The organism is Prosthecobacter sp. (genome assembly GCF_044222565.1).
Classification (GTDB): domain Bacteria; phylum Verrucomicrobiota; class Verrucomicrobiia; order Verrucomicrobiales; family Verrucomicrobiaceae; genus Prosthecobacter.
This window is the reverse complement of record NZ_JBGANA010000017.1, coordinates 77,406-95,319: the sequence shown is the minus strand read 5'-3', so window position 1 is coordinate 95,319 and position 17,914 is coordinate 77,406. Positions and strand designations below refer to the sequence as shown.

Annotated in this window: 12 protein-coding genes; 3 read left to right on the top strand and 9 right to left on the bottom strand. The window is 61.8% G+C overall.

The window, feature by feature from the left end:
• Positions 1–4: 4 nt before the first annotated feature.
• From ACILSR_RS22595 to ACILSR_RS22570, 6 genes are all read right to left on the bottom strand, one after another.
• Positions 5–4,240, bottom strand: a complete 4,236-nt coding sequence (locus ACILSR_RS22595) for a hypothetical protein (RefSeq protein WP_395752069.1) — start codon at positions 4,238–4,240, stop codon at positions 5–7.
• A 12-nt stretch (positions 4,241–4,252) separates the two neighbouring features.
• On the bottom strand, positions 4,253–6,283 hold the full coding sequence (locus ACILSR_RS22590; RefSeq protein ID WP_395752068.1) for a BatA domain-containing protein: 2,031 nt from the start codon (positions 6,281–6,283) through the stop codon (positions 4,253–4,255).
• A gap of 38 nt (positions 6,284–6,321) precedes the next feature.
• Entirely contained in the window at positions 6,322–7,248 is a 927-nt protein-coding gene (locus ACILSR_RS22585) for a DUF58 domain-containing protein (RefSeq protein WP_395752067.1), read from the bottom strand.
• Between the two features lie 17 nt (positions 7,249–7,265).
• Entirely contained in the window at positions 7,266–8,282 is a 1,017-nt protein-coding gene (locus ACILSR_RS22580; protein WP_395752066.1) for an AAA family ATPase, read from the bottom strand.
• A gap of 131 nt (positions 8,283–8,413) precedes the next feature.
• The gene (locus tag ACILSR_RS22575) at positions 8,414–8,791 is read right to left on the bottom strand and encodes a hypothetical protein (RefSeq protein WP_395744225.1); all 378 of its coding nucleotides are present in this window, start codon (positions 8,789–8,791) and stop codon (positions 8,414–8,416) included.
• A gap of 28 nt (positions 8,792–8,819) precedes the next feature.
• The gene (locus ACILSR_RS22570) at positions 8,820–9,278 is read right to left on the bottom strand and encodes a cupin domain-containing protein (protein WP_395752065.1); all 459 of its coding nucleotides are present in this window, start codon (positions 9,276–9,278) and stop codon (positions 8,820–8,822) included.
• A 96-nt stretch (positions 9,279–9,374) separates the two neighbouring features.
• Here ACILSR_RS22570 and ACILSR_RS22565 point away from each other — a divergent pair, with 96 nt between their 5' ends.
• The gene (locus ACILSR_RS22565; RefSeq protein ID WP_395752064.1) at positions 9,375–10,196 is read left to right on the top strand and encodes an alpha/beta hydrolase family esterase; all 822 of its coding nucleotides are present in this window, start codon (positions 9,375–9,377) and stop codon (positions 10,194–10,196) included.
• An 11-nt stretch (positions 10,197–10,207) separates the two neighbouring features.
• Here ACILSR_RS22565 and ACILSR_RS22560 read toward each other — a convergent pair whose 3' ends face one another.
• A complete protein-coding gene (locus tag ACILSR_RS22560) occupies positions 10,208–10,567 on the bottom strand; it encodes an arsenate reductase family protein (protein ID WP_395752063.1) in 360 nt (119 codons plus the stop codon).
• A gap of 20 nt (positions 10,568–10,587) precedes the next feature.
• Entirely contained in the window at positions 10,588–11,478 is an 891-nt protein-coding gene (locus tag ACILSR_RS22555; protein WP_395752062.1) for an RluA family pseudouridine synthase, read from the bottom strand.
• Positions 11,479–11,740: 262 nt separating this feature from the next.
• Between ACILSR_RS22555 and ACILSR_RS22550 the strand changes: the two genes are divergently transcribed.
• Positions 11,741–14,017, top strand: coding sequence for a serine/threonine-protein kinase (locus tag ACILSR_RS22550; protein WP_395752061.1), 2,277 nt, complete (start codon positions 11,741–11,743; stop codon positions 14,015–14,017).
• A gap of 125 nt (positions 14,018–14,142) precedes the next feature.
• On the opposite strand, the gene ACILSR_RS22545 is transcribed toward ACILSR_RS22550, so the two are convergent.
• Positions 14,143–14,583 (bottom strand): DUF5069 domain-containing protein, encoded by a 441-nt coding sequence (locus tag ACILSR_RS22545; protein WP_395752060.1) that lies wholly within the window; start codon positions 14,581–14,583, stop codon positions 14,143–14,145.
• Positions 14,584–14,715: 132 nt separating this feature from the next.
• Here ACILSR_RS22545 and ACILSR_RS22540 point away from each other — a divergent pair, with 132 nt between their 5' ends.
• A complete protein-coding gene (locus tag ACILSR_RS22540) occupies positions 14,716–17,913 on the top strand; it encodes a PVC-type heme-binding CxxCH protein (protein WP_395752059.1) in 3,198 nt (1,065 codons plus the stop codon).
• Position 17,914 lies beyond the last annotated feature (1 nt).

Here is a 17,914-nt window from a genome sequence, read left to right as displayed (position 1 = left end):
GTCCTTACTTTCCAGCACCCAGCTCCTGGTAGTAGCGCTTCACGAGATCGCGAAATTCCGCTGGCACTGGATCACGGTCCACTGGAGCCAGATTTTTGCCCGCGTCCTTCTTTGAAAGCTCCTCGACCACGCGGTCACGAAGCTCAATCAGCGGCTGCGTGATGCGCGTGTTCAGGTGCGCCACCTGCGGAGCCTCGTTGCTGCGCTTGAGCTCGATGCGAAGAGAACGCGCGCGATCCAGCACCTTCGCCGCATCGTTGCGCAGTTCTGGATTGTTGAGCAGTTCCTCCACGTTGCGCAGGCGGTCGCTCCACTGCTCGTAACCGTTTCCGGTGAAGACACCGGTGTCTGGCTGCTCTTTGCTGTCTTCAAAAAACAGCGACTCGGGAACCGCTCCGCCGGCGATTTGAGGGCGCACGCGGTCGTTGTCTGAGTCCCGATCTCCAGTGCGACCAATTCCCATGTCGGCACCGGCGGTTTGCTGCGCCTGCCCTCTGCCCTTTCCAGGCTCCGCATTTCGGCCCTGCTGCTGGCGTTCGCCCGGCTTGCCGCCATTTTCTGCCGTTTGCGCTTCACCCTGCCCCTGGCCCTGACCCGGCTGCGTACCCTTTCCTTGGCCTTGCCCTTGTCCAGGCTGCTGCCCCGGCTGCTTTCCCTCGCCCTGCTGCGCTGAAGCCTGCTGCGGCATGCCCTGGCCCTGCCCCTGCCCCTGCCCTTGTCCGGGTTGCTGCCCTTCTTGTCCCTCACCCTGCCCGGGCTGCTGGCCTTCTTTTCCCTGCCCTTGTCCGGGTTGTTTGCCCTCCGCAGAGGCCTGCTGCTGCTGGCCTTTGGCCTGCCCTTGACCTGGCTGCTCCCCATCTTTGCCCTGCTCTCCGGGCTGCTGACCTTGTCCTTGGCCCGGCTTTTGGCCCTGGCCCTTCTCGGCGGTTTGCGCATCCTTGGGCTCACCCGCGCCCTCTTTTCCTTCCTGCCCCTGGCCGGGCTTCTGGCCTTGGCCGGCCATTTTGGGGTCTTGGCCTTCGCCCTGGCCTTCTTTGCCTTGCTGGGCTTCGCCGGGCTTGTCGCCTTTTTCACCATTCTGGCCTTTGTCCGCCGTCTTGGCGCCCTGCGGCTGACCCTGGCCCTCCTGCCCCTTCTGTCCTTGACCAGGCTGCTGCTTTTCCGCGTCCTGGGAATTTGCGGCTCCGGCCATCTTCTGGCCCTCCTGGCCCTTGGCTCCTTTTTCCCCTGGCTTTCCTTCCCCGGCAGCTTCCTGCTCCTGGGCTTCCTTGATCAGCTTGTCCAGTTCGGACTTGGCCACACGCAGTGCCTCGCTCTCGCTGCCCAGCACGCTCTCCGCGGCCTTCTCCACGCCTTTCCTGAGTTCTTCCACCGCATTGGCGGCCTTGCGCTCGGCGTCCTTGGCTTCCGCCTGCGAGCCGTATCGGAGTTGATCGCGCGCTTCCTGAAGGTTCTCTTCCAGCCCGCTCGTCTGCGCCTTGCGTACTGCATCGTAGAGGTTCCGGTGAAGGAGAGGCTCACTCTGCTCTGCCTGCTCGCTCAGCTGGCGCATGTCGTTCAGCAGCTTTTGGATGTTTTGCTGCTGCTCTCCCATCTGCCGGCTCTGCGCCGCATTCTGCATGTTCTTCTCGATGTCAGAGCCCGCCTCACGCTGGTTTTCCAACGACTCGCTGATCTTCTTCTCGTTCTCGGCGGCATCACGCGCCTGCTGGCGGATCTGCTTCACCTCTTCGGCGAATTTCTTTGAAGTCTTCTGGCGGAAATCCTCCTGCATTTTTTCCAGCTCGCGCTGCGCACGCGTGGCGGAGTTCGCGGCATCCGCGAGCTTTTCATCCTTGAGCTGTTCCGCCGCCTCCCGCACCTTTTCGCGGGTCTGCTCCAGCTGCTCCTTGGCCTCCGCCATGTTCTGCGCGTTTTCAGGTTTCTCCATGCGGTCCACGAGTTCGTCCGCATCCCTCAGCAGCTGCTCCTGCTCCGCTTGCAGGCGCTTGAGCTGATTGTCCAGCTCCTGCTTCTCCTGCTCTGTTTTGGCCTGCGCCATCTGGTTCTGCAGTTCCTTGATCTTCTCCGCCAGCGCCTCCTGGCGGCGCGCCAGTTCCTTCAGACGGTTCAACACCTGGAGGTTCTCCTGCTGCTCGGCGGTCTTCTCTTCAGCGGCGGCCTTTTCCTCTTCGTAGCGCTGCTCCTTCTGCTTCAGTTCCAGATCCATGATCTGGTTCTTGTTTGCCTGCTGCCCTGCTCCGGGCGGCGGCGGGCTGTTCTGGCGCATGACCTGGTGCTCGCGGCTCTGAGCGCGGTGCAGCCATTCCAGCGCCGTCTGTTCAAAGGTCAGCGCCTGGTTCAGCGGCGAGCGCTTCTTTTCCGCGGAGGCCTGCTGCAGCGGGGGCTGCGCATCTTTGAGGCTCTTCCACGCCTCCGTCAGCGACTGCTTCACCTCGGCATCCTCCGTCTTCTCCATGCCCTCCTTTACCTTCTCCATCGCGATCCCGGTGGACTGGTGCACCACGTCGATGTCCGGCGTCGCGGCTTCGATCACGCGTCCCGCGTTGGTGTCGCGGATGATCTTCCAGGTGGCATTCACAAGTTGTTTCACCAGGTCCACCAGCTCATCGCTCTGAGCCTTCGGCTGTCCTGGCTCGCCGGGCGGGGCCTCCATCTCGCGGAAGATGTCTTCAAAATGCCGCACGTCGGCAAAGAACATCTCGCTCATGTTGCGGCGCACTTCGCCCTTCGGCCCCGTGTCCTCGGCCCACACGTAGTAGCTGACCAGCTGTCGCGGCTCCGCATGTTCTTTCTCCAAGGCCAGCTCCGCCTTCACCGCCTCCTTCTTCAGCGGTGCCGTCACCGCATGCTTGAAGATGACCTCCTTGCTGTTGCCATTGATGCTGAAGACCGCGCCAGACTTCGTGACTCCCAGATCATCCGAGACCTTTGCCTCCACCGGAAGCTGCTGAATGCTGGACACCTGCAGGTCCCTCTTTGGAAACACCACCTCGATCTTTGCCAGCTGATTGGACTGCACCGACACCGTGAACCATGGCGGATTTTTGTTTCCACGCTCAGCCTCGTCCACCAGATGCAGGCGGTACTTCTGCGACTTCTCCGCCATCAGCTCGCCTTCCAGAACTGTGGGATCCGCCGCCGTTGGCTTCAGCGCGATCACGCTCTGGTCCTCGCCGAAAAGTTCCGCTGCAGTCAGGTGCGGAACAAAGGGCGAGACGTTTTTGCGGTCGGTGGCCTCCGCGTTCTCTTCTGCGTCCGCCAGCAACGGCTTGTTCACCTTGAGCTTCCACACAACCTTTGAGCCCTCCAGCGCCGAGACCTTCTGCGTTTTCTTTGTCTCCTTCGCCGGCAGCTTGGTGTACTCCGGCGGGGTCACCAGCACGTCGCTGCTCACCAGCCGCGGAAAGTCGAAGACCGAGACCGTGTGCATCTCCGACTTCTGCCCGGCAAACTCGGCGTGGTATTTTGTGTCATGATCTATTTTGCTGATCATGCCACCGTAAACCTGGGCATCCACGGTCAGCTTCATAGGCAGGCGCTCACGTTCCTTGCCATCCGCGTCGGACACCACCAGAACAGCATCCGCAGGCACCGGGCCGTTGAACTTGGCCTCGACGATCAGGTTTGTGCCGCGTTCCAATTCGGTATCCCCCGGGTTCAGCGTCGCCTTAAACTCGGTCGGCTTCGCGGAATCCTGCTGCTGTTCTGCTTTCACGACCGTGGTTTTGCGAGGCCAGGACTGCACACGCAGCGCCACATCCGTGGCCACAAAGGCGAGCACTGCCACCCACGCGGCGACCAAAGCGCGCATGTAGGGCTTGTGCGCCACCGTCACGGGCCAGTTCTGCGTGGCCGCGCGGCCGAGCGCATGGTCGATCAACCGCTCGTGCATGAAGCCGTCTGGCGACTCCTTGTCACGCTTATGCTCGATGGCGGTCAGCAGAAGAGCATCCAGCGAGGGATGTTTCTTCTCGATCACCCGCGCGATGTCGTGGTCGCTCCAGATGTTCCGCCGCCCTTTCAACCACGCGATGAAGACCAGCGCCAGCAGCACCAGCATCGACCACCGGTCGAGCTTTTTTGAAACATGAAATCCGTTCAGAGTCGCCAGCAGCAGGCTGCCCCGCACCAGAATGCCGATGGCAAAGACGGCGGCCAGATGGCGCAGCAGCCGCGCGCGTCTCAGCGCCTCGCGGACTTCAGCAATGCGGGCTTCGAGGATGTTGCGTGCGATCATGATCGGATGGTATTACGCGGTTTGGAGGACGGTCTGTCTCGCGCGACCTGCAAACCAGGTTTCGAGCAGGAGTACGGCCAAAAGCACGAGAAGAACATACCACCACGTCTGCTGCCGCTGCTCCGTGTCGGTGGAAGTAAGGCGCTGATCGGTGGCTTCCCCGCCTGCGGAACTGTCTTCGCTGCCGGCCAGCTTGATCCCGTATTCAGCCAGCTTTTGCGGTGCCAGCGGCAGCACCCGCCCCTCGTCTGGCGGAAGATTGACGGCCACCGTCCGTGTATGCGCGGCGTTTTCGACCTTGAACAGCCCGACCTCTTTGGCTGTGAAACTTTCGCCCGCTTTGAGGCGGTGGGTCTTGCCGCCGGGCTCTGTGACCGTGTGGGTCGCTGCGGAATCCAAAGGCAGAGCATCCCCCACCAGCAGGGTCGCCGCGGGATCATGGCTGAATCCTGCCGCGGCAAGCCAGCCGTAGAGCAGCGGCACAAACTTGGTGCTGAGCGCAAACTGGCTGTCCCCGGGGTGCCAGCCGGAAGCAAGAACCACAAGCGTGCCTTTGCCAATCCGCGCGCTGAGGATCGCCGGCAGGCCGTTGTCAAACTTCGCCAGCGTTTCCAGCTTGTCACCCGCATCTTTGAGCTCGATCTGGCGGTGCTTCCAGAAGCGCAGCTTGGTAAAGTCCCGCAGCTTTGGATCGCCAAACGGCCTGAGCAGCGGATGCTCCGTTTTGACATCCGCCAGCATCCGGTAGTCGTCGGATTCAGCTCCGTCTTTGACGGTGATTCCCGGAATGCCGGTGAGGGTTTGGAGCAGTGGCGCATCGGCTGGGGAGGTGGCGACCTCGATGAGGAACCCGCCAGACGTCACAAAGTCGCGCAGGGCGGCATGCCTGCCCGCAGGCGGCGTGCCGCCGGAAATCACCAGCAGGTCAGGAGCCTGCGCGGGCATCTCTTTGGCGGCCGTCAGCACGGGTGCGAGGGTCGCCGTCGGCTGGAGGGCGCGCGCCAGGTAGTACAGCGGAGCGGCCGCCTCGTCCCGCGTCGCTTCATCTCCCAGGAAATGGATGCGTACCGCACGCGGCTGAGGCGGCGCGATGTAAAGGCGGTTGTCAAAGTCATGCTTGTCCCCGCTGAGCGCCAGCAACGTGGCGTTGGTAGAATTGGGCGGCGCAGAAAAGATGCGCGAGGCTCCGGCCGGAATTTGAGCGCTGATGGCCTCGGCCTGCGGCGCCTTTTGCCACGCCAGCGTGAAGTCGCGCAACGCTGACTCGCGCGTGTTGCTCAGGCGCAGGCGCACCAGCGTGTCCGCCTTTGCCTCCTCGTCCCGAGCTGCGAGCGCGATGGAAAAGTTGTCGTTCGTGGCCGGGTCCAAACGCTGCACTTTGAGCGTGAGCTCCGCCGGCCATGCGATGGTGCGCAAGGCATCCAGCCGCGTGCCCTCCTGCAGATCTGTGATGAGATGGATGCGTTTTCTGAGCGTGGTCGTGCTGGAATCAAACGACGGCACCGCGGCGATCAGCGCACGATCCAACTGCGTGGCGCCCCAGCCCGGTGCCAGGTCCGCCAGCCGCGATTTGAGCGCCGTGCTGCGACTGGCTGGCGTGTTGCGATCCTCCTCGAAAGTCCAGACCGGCGTCAGTTCACCATCAAATACCGCCAGTGCCATACGGTCCGTGATTTTTGCCTCCTTGAAGAGCCGCTCTGCTTCATCCATCCCGCGCTTCCAGAGACCCTCCCGCCGCATCGAAGCACTGTGGTCCAGCAGGATCAGCGTTGCCTGATTTCCAGAGGTGGGCGCCGCGCTCTCACTTTGGATGAAGGGCCGAGCAAACATGAGCGCCAGCAGGATCAGCGCCAGGCAGCGGAGCAGCAGGAGGAGCCAGTTTTCCAGCCGCCTCTTGCTCACCGGCACCGGCGTGCTGGCATCCAGAAACATCAGCGTGCTGAACTCCACCCTGTCCTGCGGCGGCTTGCGCCTCAGATGCAGCAGGATGGGCGCGATGACCGCGGCGGCGCCTGCGAGATAGAAGGGAAAGAGCCAGGACATGCGAGGTGAAAGAGTAAATCAGAATGTCGAACGTCAAATCAGGCGGAAATGCGTGCCGCAGAGGATTTGGAGGCTTTTTTACGCTGACGCGCGCTGAGGAAGTCGAAGAGCACTTCTTCGAGCGGCTGGTCGGTGGGGCAGAAGTGATACTCGACGTTATGACGATCCGTCGCCGCCTGGATCGTTTCCCGGTGCGCCTGCAGCCGCTTTAAATAGTTCTCCCGGGCGAGCTGCGGATCGATGAACCGCTCCGCACCCGTTTCAGCATCGCGGAACTGGGCCGCCTTCTCAAAGGTGAAGTCGATTTCCGCGCGGTCCATCAGATGAAAGAGCACAAGGTCATGCCCCATCGCGCTCAGCAGGGCCAGCTGCTTTTCCAGATGCTCCACTGGTGCCAGCAGATCCGTGATGAGGCAGATCATGCCGCGCTTCCGCAGGAGATCCGCCAGCTGGCCCACTGAAACCGCCAGCGAGGTGCCCGCCGCCTTCGCGGGACGCTCCAGCTCGGTGATGATGCGCCGCAAATGCCCCGGCCGGTTCCGCGGCGGCAGATGCTCTTCAATGCCATCCGCAAAGGTCGTCAGTCCTGCTGCATCGCCCTGCTTCATGAGAAACGACGCCAGCGTCGCCCCCAGCGTGGCTGCATAATCCGCCTTCGTGTAGCCCGCCGAGCCAAACGTCATCGACTTGCTGTGATCGATGACCATCTGGCAGCGCAGGTTTGTCTCATCCTCAAATTTTTTTATGTAGGTGCGGTCGCTCCGGGCCAGCACCTTCCAGTCAATGTAGCGCGGATCATCTCCCTGCACATACGCGCGGTATTCGCTGAACTCGACCGAGAACCCATGATAAGGGCTCCGGTGCATGCCCTTCCAAAGCCCTTCGACCACGACCTTCGCACGGAGTTCGAGCGACTTGATGCGCATGAGCGCTGCGGGATCGAGAAAGGTGGTGGCAGAGCTCATGAGTTATGGATCTGCGTTTAGCCCTTCACATGCTCGATCAGCTTCCCGATCACCTTCTCCACCGTCACGCCTTCCGCTTCTGCTTTGTAATTCACCAGAATACGATGTCTGAACACCGGCAGAGCCATGGCGCGGATGTCTTCCACCGTTACGTGGGTACGATTGTGCAGCAGCACGCGGGTTTTGGCACCGAGCACCAGGTTCTGGCTGGCGCGCGTACCCGCGCCCCAGCTGATCCATTGGTTTACAAAATCAGGCACGCCTTCGCGTCCCGGCCGCGACGCCGCTGAGAGGCGCACCGCATAGCGAGCCACATCTTCGGCGATGGGAACTTTGCGCACCACCTGCTGGAAGGCCAGGAGTTCCTCTCCGCTGAACAGGCGCTGGACCGGCTCGCCCTTGCCGGACGTGGTTTTCGTCACCACGGCCACCTCGTCATCTTCACTGAGGTAGTCGATCACGATGTTCAGCATGAAGCGGTCCAGCTGCGCTTCAGGCAAAGGATAGGTGCCCTCCTGCTCGATGGGGTTCTGGGTCGCGAGCACAAAGAATGGCTCGGGCAAGTGCATCGTTTTGCCGTTCACCGTCACCTGGTGCTCCTGCATCGCCTCAAGCAGTGCCGCCTGCGTCTTGGGCGGCGTGCGGTTGATTTCATCCGCCAGGATCATGTTCGCAAACACCGGCCCCTTGCTGAACACCAGCTTGCGGCCCTCCGGGCTGTCTTCCAATATTTCCGTGCCGGTGATGTCCGATGGCATCAAATCCGGGGTGAACTGGATGCGCTGAAAGCTCAGATGGCACACGTCCGCCACCGTCTTGATGAGAAGCGTCTTGGCCAGTCCGGGCGCCCCGGTGATGAGGCAATGCCCGCCGCTGAGCAGCGCGATCAGCATCTCATCGATCACATGTTTCTGCCCTACGATCACCTTCCCCACTTCGGCAAAAATCCGCTGCCGCGCCGAGGAGAGCAGTTCGACGATCTGGCGTTCAGTGAGAGAGGCGGAAGACGGCGGAAGATCGGGAGGGGCGCTCATGGAGATGTGTGGTGTATCAAACAGCGCCCACGATGCCAAGTTTTCATTCACCACGCAGGAAGCCAAGAAACCCCGCCGCGTGAGTGAGGACCGGGATTGCACAGCCCGCTCTCTTTAAAGTGCCTGTGCACCTATTTCGACCACGCCGGCTCCGGCTCCCAGGACTTCTCCCCCTTGCCAACGCCGACCAGTTCTTCTTCCTCCACCTCCTCGGTTTCCTCCAGGAGGGGCGCAAACCTCTCTGACTTGAAGCCCAGTTCCTGCTTCACGCTCGAGTGAGGATCATCCGGATTGTTCAGCTCCTTCAGCAGCAGCAGGATGTCAAACTCTGCACCTGCCAGCTTGATCTCCGCGTCATCGTTCACGACAAACTGCGGATTCGACCGCCCTGCACGAATGGCCCGCACGGTGTAGATTTCGTCCTTCTTTGGCAGGGACTTGTACAAATCGAAAACCCAGGGGTCAAACTGGTCGTTGATGCAGACAACTTGCTGGCCGGTCTTGAACATGAATCGGGAATGAAAAAGGGGGTTGCGACTACACAAAGAAGATGCCGTGCTCTCCGGCGATCTCAACAAGGCGTGACATATCAGGTCCGCCCTCTTTCGCAAACTCCACCGCACAACGGTCAAAGAAGTCCTCAAAGCCTGATGGCACGGTGGTGATCAACATTTTGAGCGGCGTGCTGCCCGCATTGCGGAAGGCATGCACCACCCCTTTGGGCATGAACACCGCCGTTCCGGGCAGCACCGGCTTCCACTGGCCGTCCTGAAAAAACTCCGCGCTGCCCTCGATCACATAAAAGTTTTCGTCCTCCCGCGTGTGGTAATGCGGAGGAGGTCCGCCACCTGGATGCGTGGTCTCGATCCACTGCGTGAAACGGCCGCCCGACTGCGCGCCCGTGATCACAAACTCCACCTGATCTCCAAACACCGCCATGCCCCGGCCCTGACCGGGCTGGGTGATTACGGGGACTGCATCGTTTCCAATACTCATAGAGGCGAATCGTAGCATGCCACCTGCCCCAGGCAACTGCGGCGCAACTTCGCCCCGGCCCAAACGTTCAACAGCCAGATTCTCACCCTCCACCTCATGATCCGCCGCAGCTTCACCCTTCTCGCCTTTGCGACTCTGGCCCTTTCCCATCTCTGCCATGCGCAGGTTCAGCTCCCGGAAGGCGTGTCAAAGCTCGACCTCACCGTCGATGGCACCGCCCGCACCGGCTTCATCTACGCCCCCGCCACCGCGAAGGAGAAATCCACCCCCGTCATCTTTGTCTGGCACGGCCACGGTGGCACCGCGATGCAGGCAGGCCGCAGCTTCGCGATGTTCAAACACATGCCCGAGGCCATCTCCGTTTACCTTCAGGGCCTCAACACCCCCGGCCAGCTCACCGATCCTGAAGGCAAAAAACCTGGCTGGCAGCACGGGGCAGGTGCCGAAGGCGACCGCGACCTCAAGCTTTTCGATACCGCGCTCGCTCACCTCAAAGAGCACTACAAGGTGGACGGCAAACGCATCTTCTCCACCGGCCACTCCAATGGCGGCGGCTTCACCTATCTCCTCTGGCAGACACGTCCGGACATCCTTTGCGCCGTGGCCCCCTCCGCTGCCGCCTCCATCCGGCTCAAGGACACGCCCTTCAAGCCCAAGCCCTGCATGCACCTCGCCGGCACGGCAGATCCGCTTGTCAAATTCGAGTGGCAGCAGCTCGCCATCGCCAAGGTCAAAGAGATCAACCAGTGCGAGGCTGAGGGCAAACCTTGGGACAAAGAATGCACGCTCTACCCCTCCAAAGTCGGGGCACCGTTCGTGGCCTTCATCAAAGAGGGCGGCACGCACAAATTTCCCGAAGAAGCGCCGGCGCTCATCGCCAAGTTTTTCAAGGAGCAGGCGGCGGCGGTGAAGGAGTGACGCAGTCCCTGCTACAGCAGCGCAGCCTGCCACTCGGCTTCCTTGAAGCCGACGAGATGCGCTTTGCTCTTCGCATCGATGGCAAACGGGCGCTTCACGAGATTTCCGTTTCCCGCCAGCAGCGCCAGCGCTTCGTCCGCGCTCATCGCTGGCAGTTTGTCCTTCAGTCCGAGGCTTCGGTAGTCCATGCCGGAAACGTTGAACAGGCGGCGAAGATCGCCGTCATGCGCAGCCAGCACGGCCTTCAGCTCCGCCACTGAGGGTGGCGTCTCGCGGATCGCAAGTTCTTCGAAGGGGATTGAGTGCTGCTTGAGCCACTTGAGCGCGTTCTTGCAGGTGGAGCAGCCGGAGTAAGCGTAAACTTTGAGCATGGTATGAAAAGGGCGGGGCGCTAGCTTTGCACGCTTTTCAGCCAGGGTTCAAACTCCTCCGGCACTTTCGCCTCAAAGGCCATCGGCTGGTCATGGATGGGGTGGTTAAAAGAAAGCTTCCAGGCGTGCAGCATGAGCCGCGGCACCCGCACGCGCTGCTTGTTTGGCTGCGCGTAGATGGGGTCTCCGAGGATGGCGCATTGGAGCGCCTCCCGCATGTGCACCCGGATCTGGTGGGTGCGCCCCGTGAGGAGGCGGCACTGGATGAGCGCGCAGCCTTGGTCCACCGACAGGCGCTTCCACTCGGTGATGGCCTCTTTACCTGCCCCATCCAGGAGGATGGACATGCGCTTACGGTCCACCGGATGTCTCCCAATAAAATTCTGGATCCGACCGTTCTCATCTTTGGGCACCCCATTGACCACCGCCAGGTAGATCTTTGCGATCCTCCGTTCCGAAAAGGCCTCCGTCAGCCGACGGTGGGCCACATCATTCTTCGCCACCACCATGCAACCGCTCGTGTCCTTGTCCAGACGGTGCACGATTCCCGGGCGCATCTCGCCGCCGATGCCGCTGAGGTCGTCGATATGGTGCAGCAGCGCATTTACCAAGGTGCCGTCCGGATTCCCCTCCGCCGGATGCACCACCAGTCCCGAGGCCTTGTCCAGCACAACTATGTCGCTGTCTTCATACAAAATCGTCAGAGGAATGTTCTGGGCCTTGATCTCCACCTCCGCTACATCCGGCACCGTGAGACTCACCGCGTCCCCGTTTTTCAATGTCGCACCCGCCTTTGCCGCCTTCCCGTTCAGGGTGGCATGCCCCTCCTTGATGAGATCCTGCAGCCGTGAGCGCGACATTTCCGGCAAACGCCTTGCCAGGTGTTTGTCGAAACGATCTCCGATATCCATTGTTTCAGTGATGAGCCAGTCCACCCGACAAACTCTAGATTCAAATTAATAAGGCAAACTGTAATTTCTGGCATATCGAATGCGTCCACGTTAGGCATCCAGTCCCCTTTCCTTGATCCTCGCCCCTCCAGAACAGTCCTTTTTGAGCACCTGCCCGGTGTGTCAGCGGCAGATCGATGTCACGTCTCTGGAACCCTTTACGAAGCTTAAGTGTCCGTTCTGCGGCCAAATGGTGCGCGTCCGCCGCCGATTCGATCAGTTCATGATCATCCGCCAGATCGGCGAAGGCGGCATGAGCCGGGTGTTCGAGGCCGAGGACGAAACCCTCGGCCGGCGCGTGGCCCTTAAGATTCTCAACAGGCAGTACTCGCGCGACTCGATCCGGCTGGAGCAGTTCCGCCGGGAGGCCCACATCACCGCGAACGTCACCCATCCGAACGTCATCAAGCTTTACTCGGTGGGCTACGACCAGGGCTACTTCTACATCGCCATGGAACTCGTGGGCGGTGGCTCCCTGGAGCAGCGCATCCGGCGGGAGGGGCACCTCAAGGAGGCCGAGGCCTTGCGTATCGGCCGGGAGGTCGCCGAAGGCCTGCGTGCGGCCCAGCAGCTCACGCTCATTCATCGGGACGTCAAGCCTGCCAACATTCTCTTTACCGAGACCGGGACGGCCAAGGTCGTGGACTTTGGCCTCGCCCTCTTTGTGGACCGTGGCGGAGACCAGTCCGGGGAGATCTGGGCGACCCCTTACTACGTCGCCCCTGAAAAAGTCATCGAAAACAAAGAAGACTACCGCAGCGACATCTTCTCCCTCGGCGCCACCCTCTACCACGCCATGACCGGCAATCCGCCCCACAAGGCGGACAGCAACGCCATCGAAGACCTTCGCCGCATCAAATGCAAGCGCGTGGCCCTTGGCGAATCCGGCCTGCGCTTTTCCCCGCGGACCGAGCACGTCATCAATGGCATGCTCTCCTTCTCCCCGGAGGACCGCTTTGCCAACTACGCCGAAGTCGTGGAGGAAATGCGCCTCGCCGAAGGCCTCCTCGACCGCGGAAGCATCCGCCGCCGTCTTTTCTCCCGCCGTGCACGGCTCATCGGCTCCATCGCCGCCGCCATCGTCTTCGCCTACGCCATGGGCTGGCTCCTGCGCGAAGGCGGAGAGCGCCGCAACGCACGCACCATCCAGCTCTCCACCGCGAATGAAAGTGACCTCAACGGCACCGGTGTGACCCTGCAGGCCACGGACAAAAAAGGCCGCGACCGCAAGACCGTCTCCGAGCGGTTCACGGAAGCGCGCCACCGCATGCTCGACAAATTCGAGTTTGACCAAGCGCGCTTCGGGTTCACCGAGCTCGTCGATTCGAAAGACCTCCTCCAGCCCACGGAAAACTGGGCCCGCTTCAACGCGGCCCTGTGCTCCATCATTCTCAGAAGAAAAAAAGAGGCCGAAGAACAGTTCGCCCAGCTCGCCACCACCCCGGACCTCAACGGGCTGGCCCCGTTCTTTACCAAGCTGAAAAAACGCATGGCTGACGGCTTCGGCCTGGGCCTCACCACCGACTCACTCGGTTATGACGGCAGCAACGAGGAAATGCTGGGCTACCTGGTCCATGGCCTTGCTGAATGGCACCATGGAGACGCGATCCGCGGCGGAGAACACCTTCAGGCCTTCTGGGAGAATCTCGAAAAAATCCGAACCATCACTGCCGCCGATCCCGCCTCCCCCCAGGGCTGGCTCCTGCTCTACAAACCGCTCATCCAGCGCTATCTCCCGGACATCCCCCTCGTCCGCGCCGCCCTCCAGCAGCAGAAGTACAGCAGCGTTGCCGAGCTCCGCGCCGCACTCGCCGACCGCCAGCAGAAGTGCCGCGAAATCAAGACCTCGGGCCCCTTTCTAGACACCATCAAAGCCTTCGAGACCGGCTTGCAGCGTGAAATCTCCCGCATGACGCTCGAAGCCCAGCACTTGCAGATGGAAGAGGAGCAGAAGCACCGCAAGGCGGACTTGGAGCTCCTCGGCGAAGTTGACTCCATCGTGCCCTCCTTTGTCCAGGGTTACGACTATTCTCGTGCCATCGAAATTCTGACTGGCACCCATCTGGACACGGCGGACGTGCGCAATGCCCTCGACGGCCGGGTCTACCTCTACACCCAATCCCGCGATTTCATCCGCCAGCTGACCACCGATCTCACCACCAAAGGCTGGACCGGCACCATCACTCGGAAGGAGGGCGGCCAGCTCACCGGGCGCATCACCACCAATCCGCAAGGCACCACGATTACCATCACTCTCGACCGAGGCACACTCACCCTGCCTTTCGAAAGCCTCACCCCGGAAACCCTCGTCGAGATCGCCCAGTCCCTCGTCGCGCAGGTCACCGACTCTACCGAGTACTATCGCCGCCTCGAAAGCGCCGCCGCCTTTGCCCGCCTCAACGGCCTTACCCAGCTATCCACGACCATCGCCGCGCAGCTCAGGGAAGAAAACGCCTCCTTCCTCATGAGGTGGATGAAGGTGATGGCGGCTGGGATTTAAACTGTTTCAGGCGCTGTGCCCTGCAGCAGAGCATACGCCCCTCAACGACAGTCCACTCCCCAAGGAAAAACCCCGCCCGCCTCTCGGCGAACGGGGTTTTCAACGTTTATTTCACCGCATCACGGTTACTTGATCTCCTGCGCCCAGAAGATGTGCCAGTCATCCAGATTGTTGAGATCGACAGCGCCGGGATTGACGCTGCCGTCATCGGCGATGCCATCGGCATCGAGAATGGTTTTGCGTGTGGCGTCATCGTGAATGTAACCCGAGATCGACTGGTTGTGCTTGTAGATGTTCCCCTTGGTGAGGTTCACACCAGGCTGGGCCTTCACCCAGGCCTCAAGCTGCGGATAGCTCGGCTTCGTGGCGATGAAGGTCTTGAAGGTCTCGATGTTGATGCCGAGGGCGTCGAGCGTCATCTGATCGTAGCCGCAGCCGATGCCGGGATAGTCTTTGTGCAGCTTGCCGGCGGCCGCCAGGGAGGCCTTCTGCCAGAGGCGCGGGAGGTGGAGGACGCCGAGAGGGCCGGCGATGCCGGAACTGATAAGAGGAACAATCTGGCTCATGGTGATCAATGGGAGGTGGGTTGGAGTTTCAGAAACAGCATTCGCTGCTGCGAATGCACACGGGACTTTGACGAGTGCGCCGAACAGCGGCAAGAAGAAACGCTCCTTCGCAGTTTTCTTCGCCCCCTTTTCATGAAAAAGATCTGTCACCTCGCCCTGGCCGCCCTCCTTACGCACTTCTGCGCCGCCGCTGACGAAAAACCGGCAGCCGCGAAGGCTGCCAAGCCGGCCCCCATCAAATCCCCTCTGGAATTCCACCGCTGGTCCGGCGACCTCAATGTCCCTGATCCCGTGGCGGTCACTGTCGATCCCCAGGGGCGCATTTACGTCTCCGCCACCACGCGCCGGAAGGTGGCGGACCTGGACATCCGGGAACACACGCAGTGGATCCCGGATGATGTGGCGCTGACGAGTGTGGAGGAGAAGGAAGCCTTTCTCAAAAGTGAGCTGGCCCCCGGCAAGACACGCCTGCCACGCGGCGGACTGGCGGACCACAACAAGGACGGCATCATCGACTGGAAAGACCTGACCGTGCACAGCGAGCGCATCTACCAGCTGCGCGACACGGACCACGACGGCACGGCGGACAAGATGACGGTTTTTGCCGAGGGCTTTAACAGCGTGGTCACCGGCATCGCGGCGGGGATAACCCACCATGACGGCTGGGTGTATGTGACCGTGGCGCCTGACCTGGTGCGCCTGCGCGACACCAATGATGACGGCGTGGCGGATGAGCGCGAGATCGTGGCCCATGGATTTGGCATTCACATCGCCTACGCAGGGCATGACATGCACGGCCCGCGCATCGGCCCGGATGGGCGCATCTACTGGAGCATCGGAGACAAAGGCGTGAACGTGACCAGCAAGGAAGGCAAAAAATGGTACTACCCGCATGAAGGCTGCGTGATGCGCTGCGAGCCGGACGGCAGCGGATTCGAAGTCTTCGCCCACGGCCTGCGCAACGTGCAGGAGGTGGCGTTCGATGATTACGGCAACATGTTTGGCGTGGACAACGACGCCGACATGCCGGGAGAGCGCGAGCGCTTTGTGTACATCACCGAGCGCAGCGACTCGGGCTGGCGCTGCAGCCACCAGTACCAAAAGGCCGCCAGCCGCTGGATGCGCGACGGCATCTGGCAGCCTGCGCACGCAGGACAGCCGCTCTTCATCACGCCTCCGCTGGCGAATTATTCGAACGGTCCCGCGGGTTTTGTGCATGTTCCGGGCACCGCCTTGGGAGCTTCGCTTCGCGGCCATTTTATCCTCGATCAATTTCCCTCCGGGCAGATGACTGCGTTTCAGATCGAGCCTTCCGGCAGCACGTTTGCGATGAAGAACGAGCGGCTCATTCACAGCGGCCTGATGGGCATCGGTCTGGCCATGGCACCCACGGGCGAGCTCATCATCGCCGACTGGGACGGTGGCTATCCGCTGGATGAAAAGGGAGCTGTTTGGTTTGCGGATGATCCTGCTGGGAAGAACAGCACCGAGCGCCAGGAAACAAACAAGCTGCTGAATGCGGAGCTGGATGCCACGCACCTCGCGCACCGGGACCAGCGTGTGCGTTTGCGTGCGCAGTTTGCCCTCGTGAAGAAGGGCGAGTTTACTGAGCTGCAGGCCGTGGCTGAAGACAGGAAGGCAGCACAGCTCACTCGCATCCACGCCATCTGGGGGCTGGGCCAGGGGCTGCGTTCCGGCAAGGTGGATGCTGCGGTGCTGGTAAAACTGCTTGCGGATGCTGATCCTGAAATCATCACGCAAAGCGTCAAGATGCTCAGCGACGTGAAGACGAGCGGCGCGCCGCTGGTGCCACTGCTGGCGAATGCCTCCATCCGCGTGCGTTTTCATGCGGCCATCGCGCTGGGCAAGCTGGAAGAACGCAGCGCCGTGAAAGGCCTGCTGGCGATGGCGGCGAAGGAAGGTGCGGACCCCTACATGCGCCACGCCATCGTCACCGGGCTGGCGGGCTGTGCGGATGAAACAGCATTGGCCTCCCACCTTAAAGACAAGCAGGCCTTGTGCTGCCTGCTGGCCCTGGCGCGGCAGCGTTCCGCACGCGTGGCCGGCTTCCTGGGCCAGCCAACACTGGCGGATGAGGCGGAACGCGCCATCCACGATGACGCAGGCATTCCGGCCGCGCTGCCGGCCCTGACCCAGCGCGCTACCAGCCGCGGCTTGAATGCCTGCCTGCGTCTTGGCGTGGCGGAGCCGGTGATCGCCGCTGCGCTGAAGGCGACGCCCCTGCAGTCGGAAGCACTGGACGTGCTGCTCGTGTTCACCCAGCCTCCGCGCTTGGACCGCATCGACGGAGTGGCTCATGAGGTGGCTCCGCGAGATGCGAAGGCTTTTGCAGCGCTCGTGCAGCCGCATCTGGATGCCCTGCTGGACATCCAGGATGGTGAACTCAAGGCCAAGGCGGTGGAGCTTCTCACGCAGCTCCAGCTTCAGGTGAAGGCGGATGTGTTGCAGGAGATCATCGCGGACAAAGCCGCACGCGGCAGCCTGCGGGCCGAGGCGCTAAAACTCATGGCCTCCCAGCATGCAGCCACGCCGGAGTTTGCCACCACGCTGGATCTCGCGATGGACAAAGCCTCGCCTGCCGAGCTGCGCCGCGAGGCCCTGCGGCAGCTCTTTGCACACCAGCCCACGCGCGCCATCACGGAGGCCACCGCTGTGCTGGAGAAAGGGGACACCACCTCGCAGCAGCTCGCGCTGAGCCTGCTGGCCGCCTCCAAGGATGATGCGGTCATCACAGAGTGGCTGGACCGTCTGGCAGCAAAGAAAGCGCCCGCCGCCATCCAGCTGGACATCCTGGAAGCCGCAGCCACACGCGAGAGCCTGAAGGCAAAGCTGGCCGCCATCCAGACCGGCAACGCCGAACTCCTCGAAGGTGGAGACGCCACCCGCGGCAAAGACATCGTGACCAACAACCTCGCCGCCAACTGTCTGGCCTGCCACACTGTGGAGGCCAAGGAGGGCAGCCAGGTGGGGCCCAATTTGAAGACGCTGGGCAGCCAGAAAGATCGCGCCTACATCCTGGAAGCTCTGCTCAATCCGCTGGCCAAGATCGCTCCCGGTTACGGCCTGGTTTCAATCACCACCAAGGATGGCAAAACACAGTCCGCTGTGCTGGACAAGGAAGATGCCAAAGAGGTGACCCTGCGCCTGCCCGACGGCAAGAAGCAGACCATTCTGCGCGACCACATCGCCACCATGACTCCGCCCATGAGCGTCATGCCGCCGATGTTCGGCATCCTCACCAAGCCGCAGATCCGGGATGTGGTGGCGTATCTGGCGGGGTTGAAGGGGAAAAGCAGCAAGAAGAAGTGAC

Excerpts from the sequence above, each read along its gene's own strand:
- ACILSR_RS22540 (WP_395752059.1), top strand. The coding sequence starts at position 14,716 with ATGAAAAAGATCTGTCACCTCGCCCTGGCCGCCCTCCTTACGCACTTC.
- ACILSR_RS22590 (WP_395752068.1), bottom strand. The coding sequence starts at position 6,283 with ATGTCCTGGCTCTTTCCCTTCTATCTCGCAGGCGCCGCCGCGGTCATC.
- ACILSR_RS22550 (WP_395752061.1), top strand. The coding sequence starts at position 11,741 with ATGATCATCCGCCAGATCGGCGAAGGCGGCATGAGCCGGGTGTTCGAG.
- ACILSR_RS22555 (WP_395752062.1), bottom strand. The coding sequence starts at position 11,478 with ATGGATATCGGAGATCGTTTCGACAAACACCTGGCAAGGCGTTTGCCG.
- ACILSR_RS22595 (WP_395752069.1), bottom strand. The coding sequence starts at position 4,240 with ATGATCGCACGCAACATCCTCGAAGCCCGCATTGCTGAAGTCCGCGAG.
- ACILSR_RS22575 (WP_395744225.1), bottom strand. The coding sequence starts at position 8,791 with ATGTTCAAGACCGGCCAGCAAGTTGTCTGCATCAACGACCAGTTTGAC.
- ACILSR_RS22565 (WP_395752064.1), top strand. The coding sequence starts at position 9,375 with ATGATCCGCCGCAGCTTCACCCTTCTCGCCTTTGCGACTCTGGCCCTT.
- ACILSR_RS22585 (WP_395752067.1), bottom strand. The coding sequence starts at position 7,248 with ATGAGCTCTGCCACCACCTTTCTCGATCCCGCAGCGCTCATGCGCATC.
- ACILSR_RS22570 (WP_395752065.1), bottom strand. The coding sequence starts at position 9,278 with ATGAGTATTGGAAACGATGCAGTCCCCGTAATCACCCAGCCCGGTCAG.
- ACILSR_RS22580 (WP_395752066.1), bottom strand. The coding sequence starts at position 8,282 with ATGAGCGCCCCTCCCGATCTTCCGCCGTCTTCCGCCTCTCTCACTGAA.
- ACILSR_RS22560 (WP_395752063.1), bottom strand. The coding sequence starts at position 10,567 with ATGCTCAAAGTTTACGCTTACTCCGGCTGCTCCACCTGCAAGAACGCG.
- ACILSR_RS22545 (WP_395752060.1), bottom strand. The coding sequence starts at position 14,583 with ATGAGCCAGATTGTTCCTCTTATCAGTTCCGGCATCGCCGGCCCTCTC.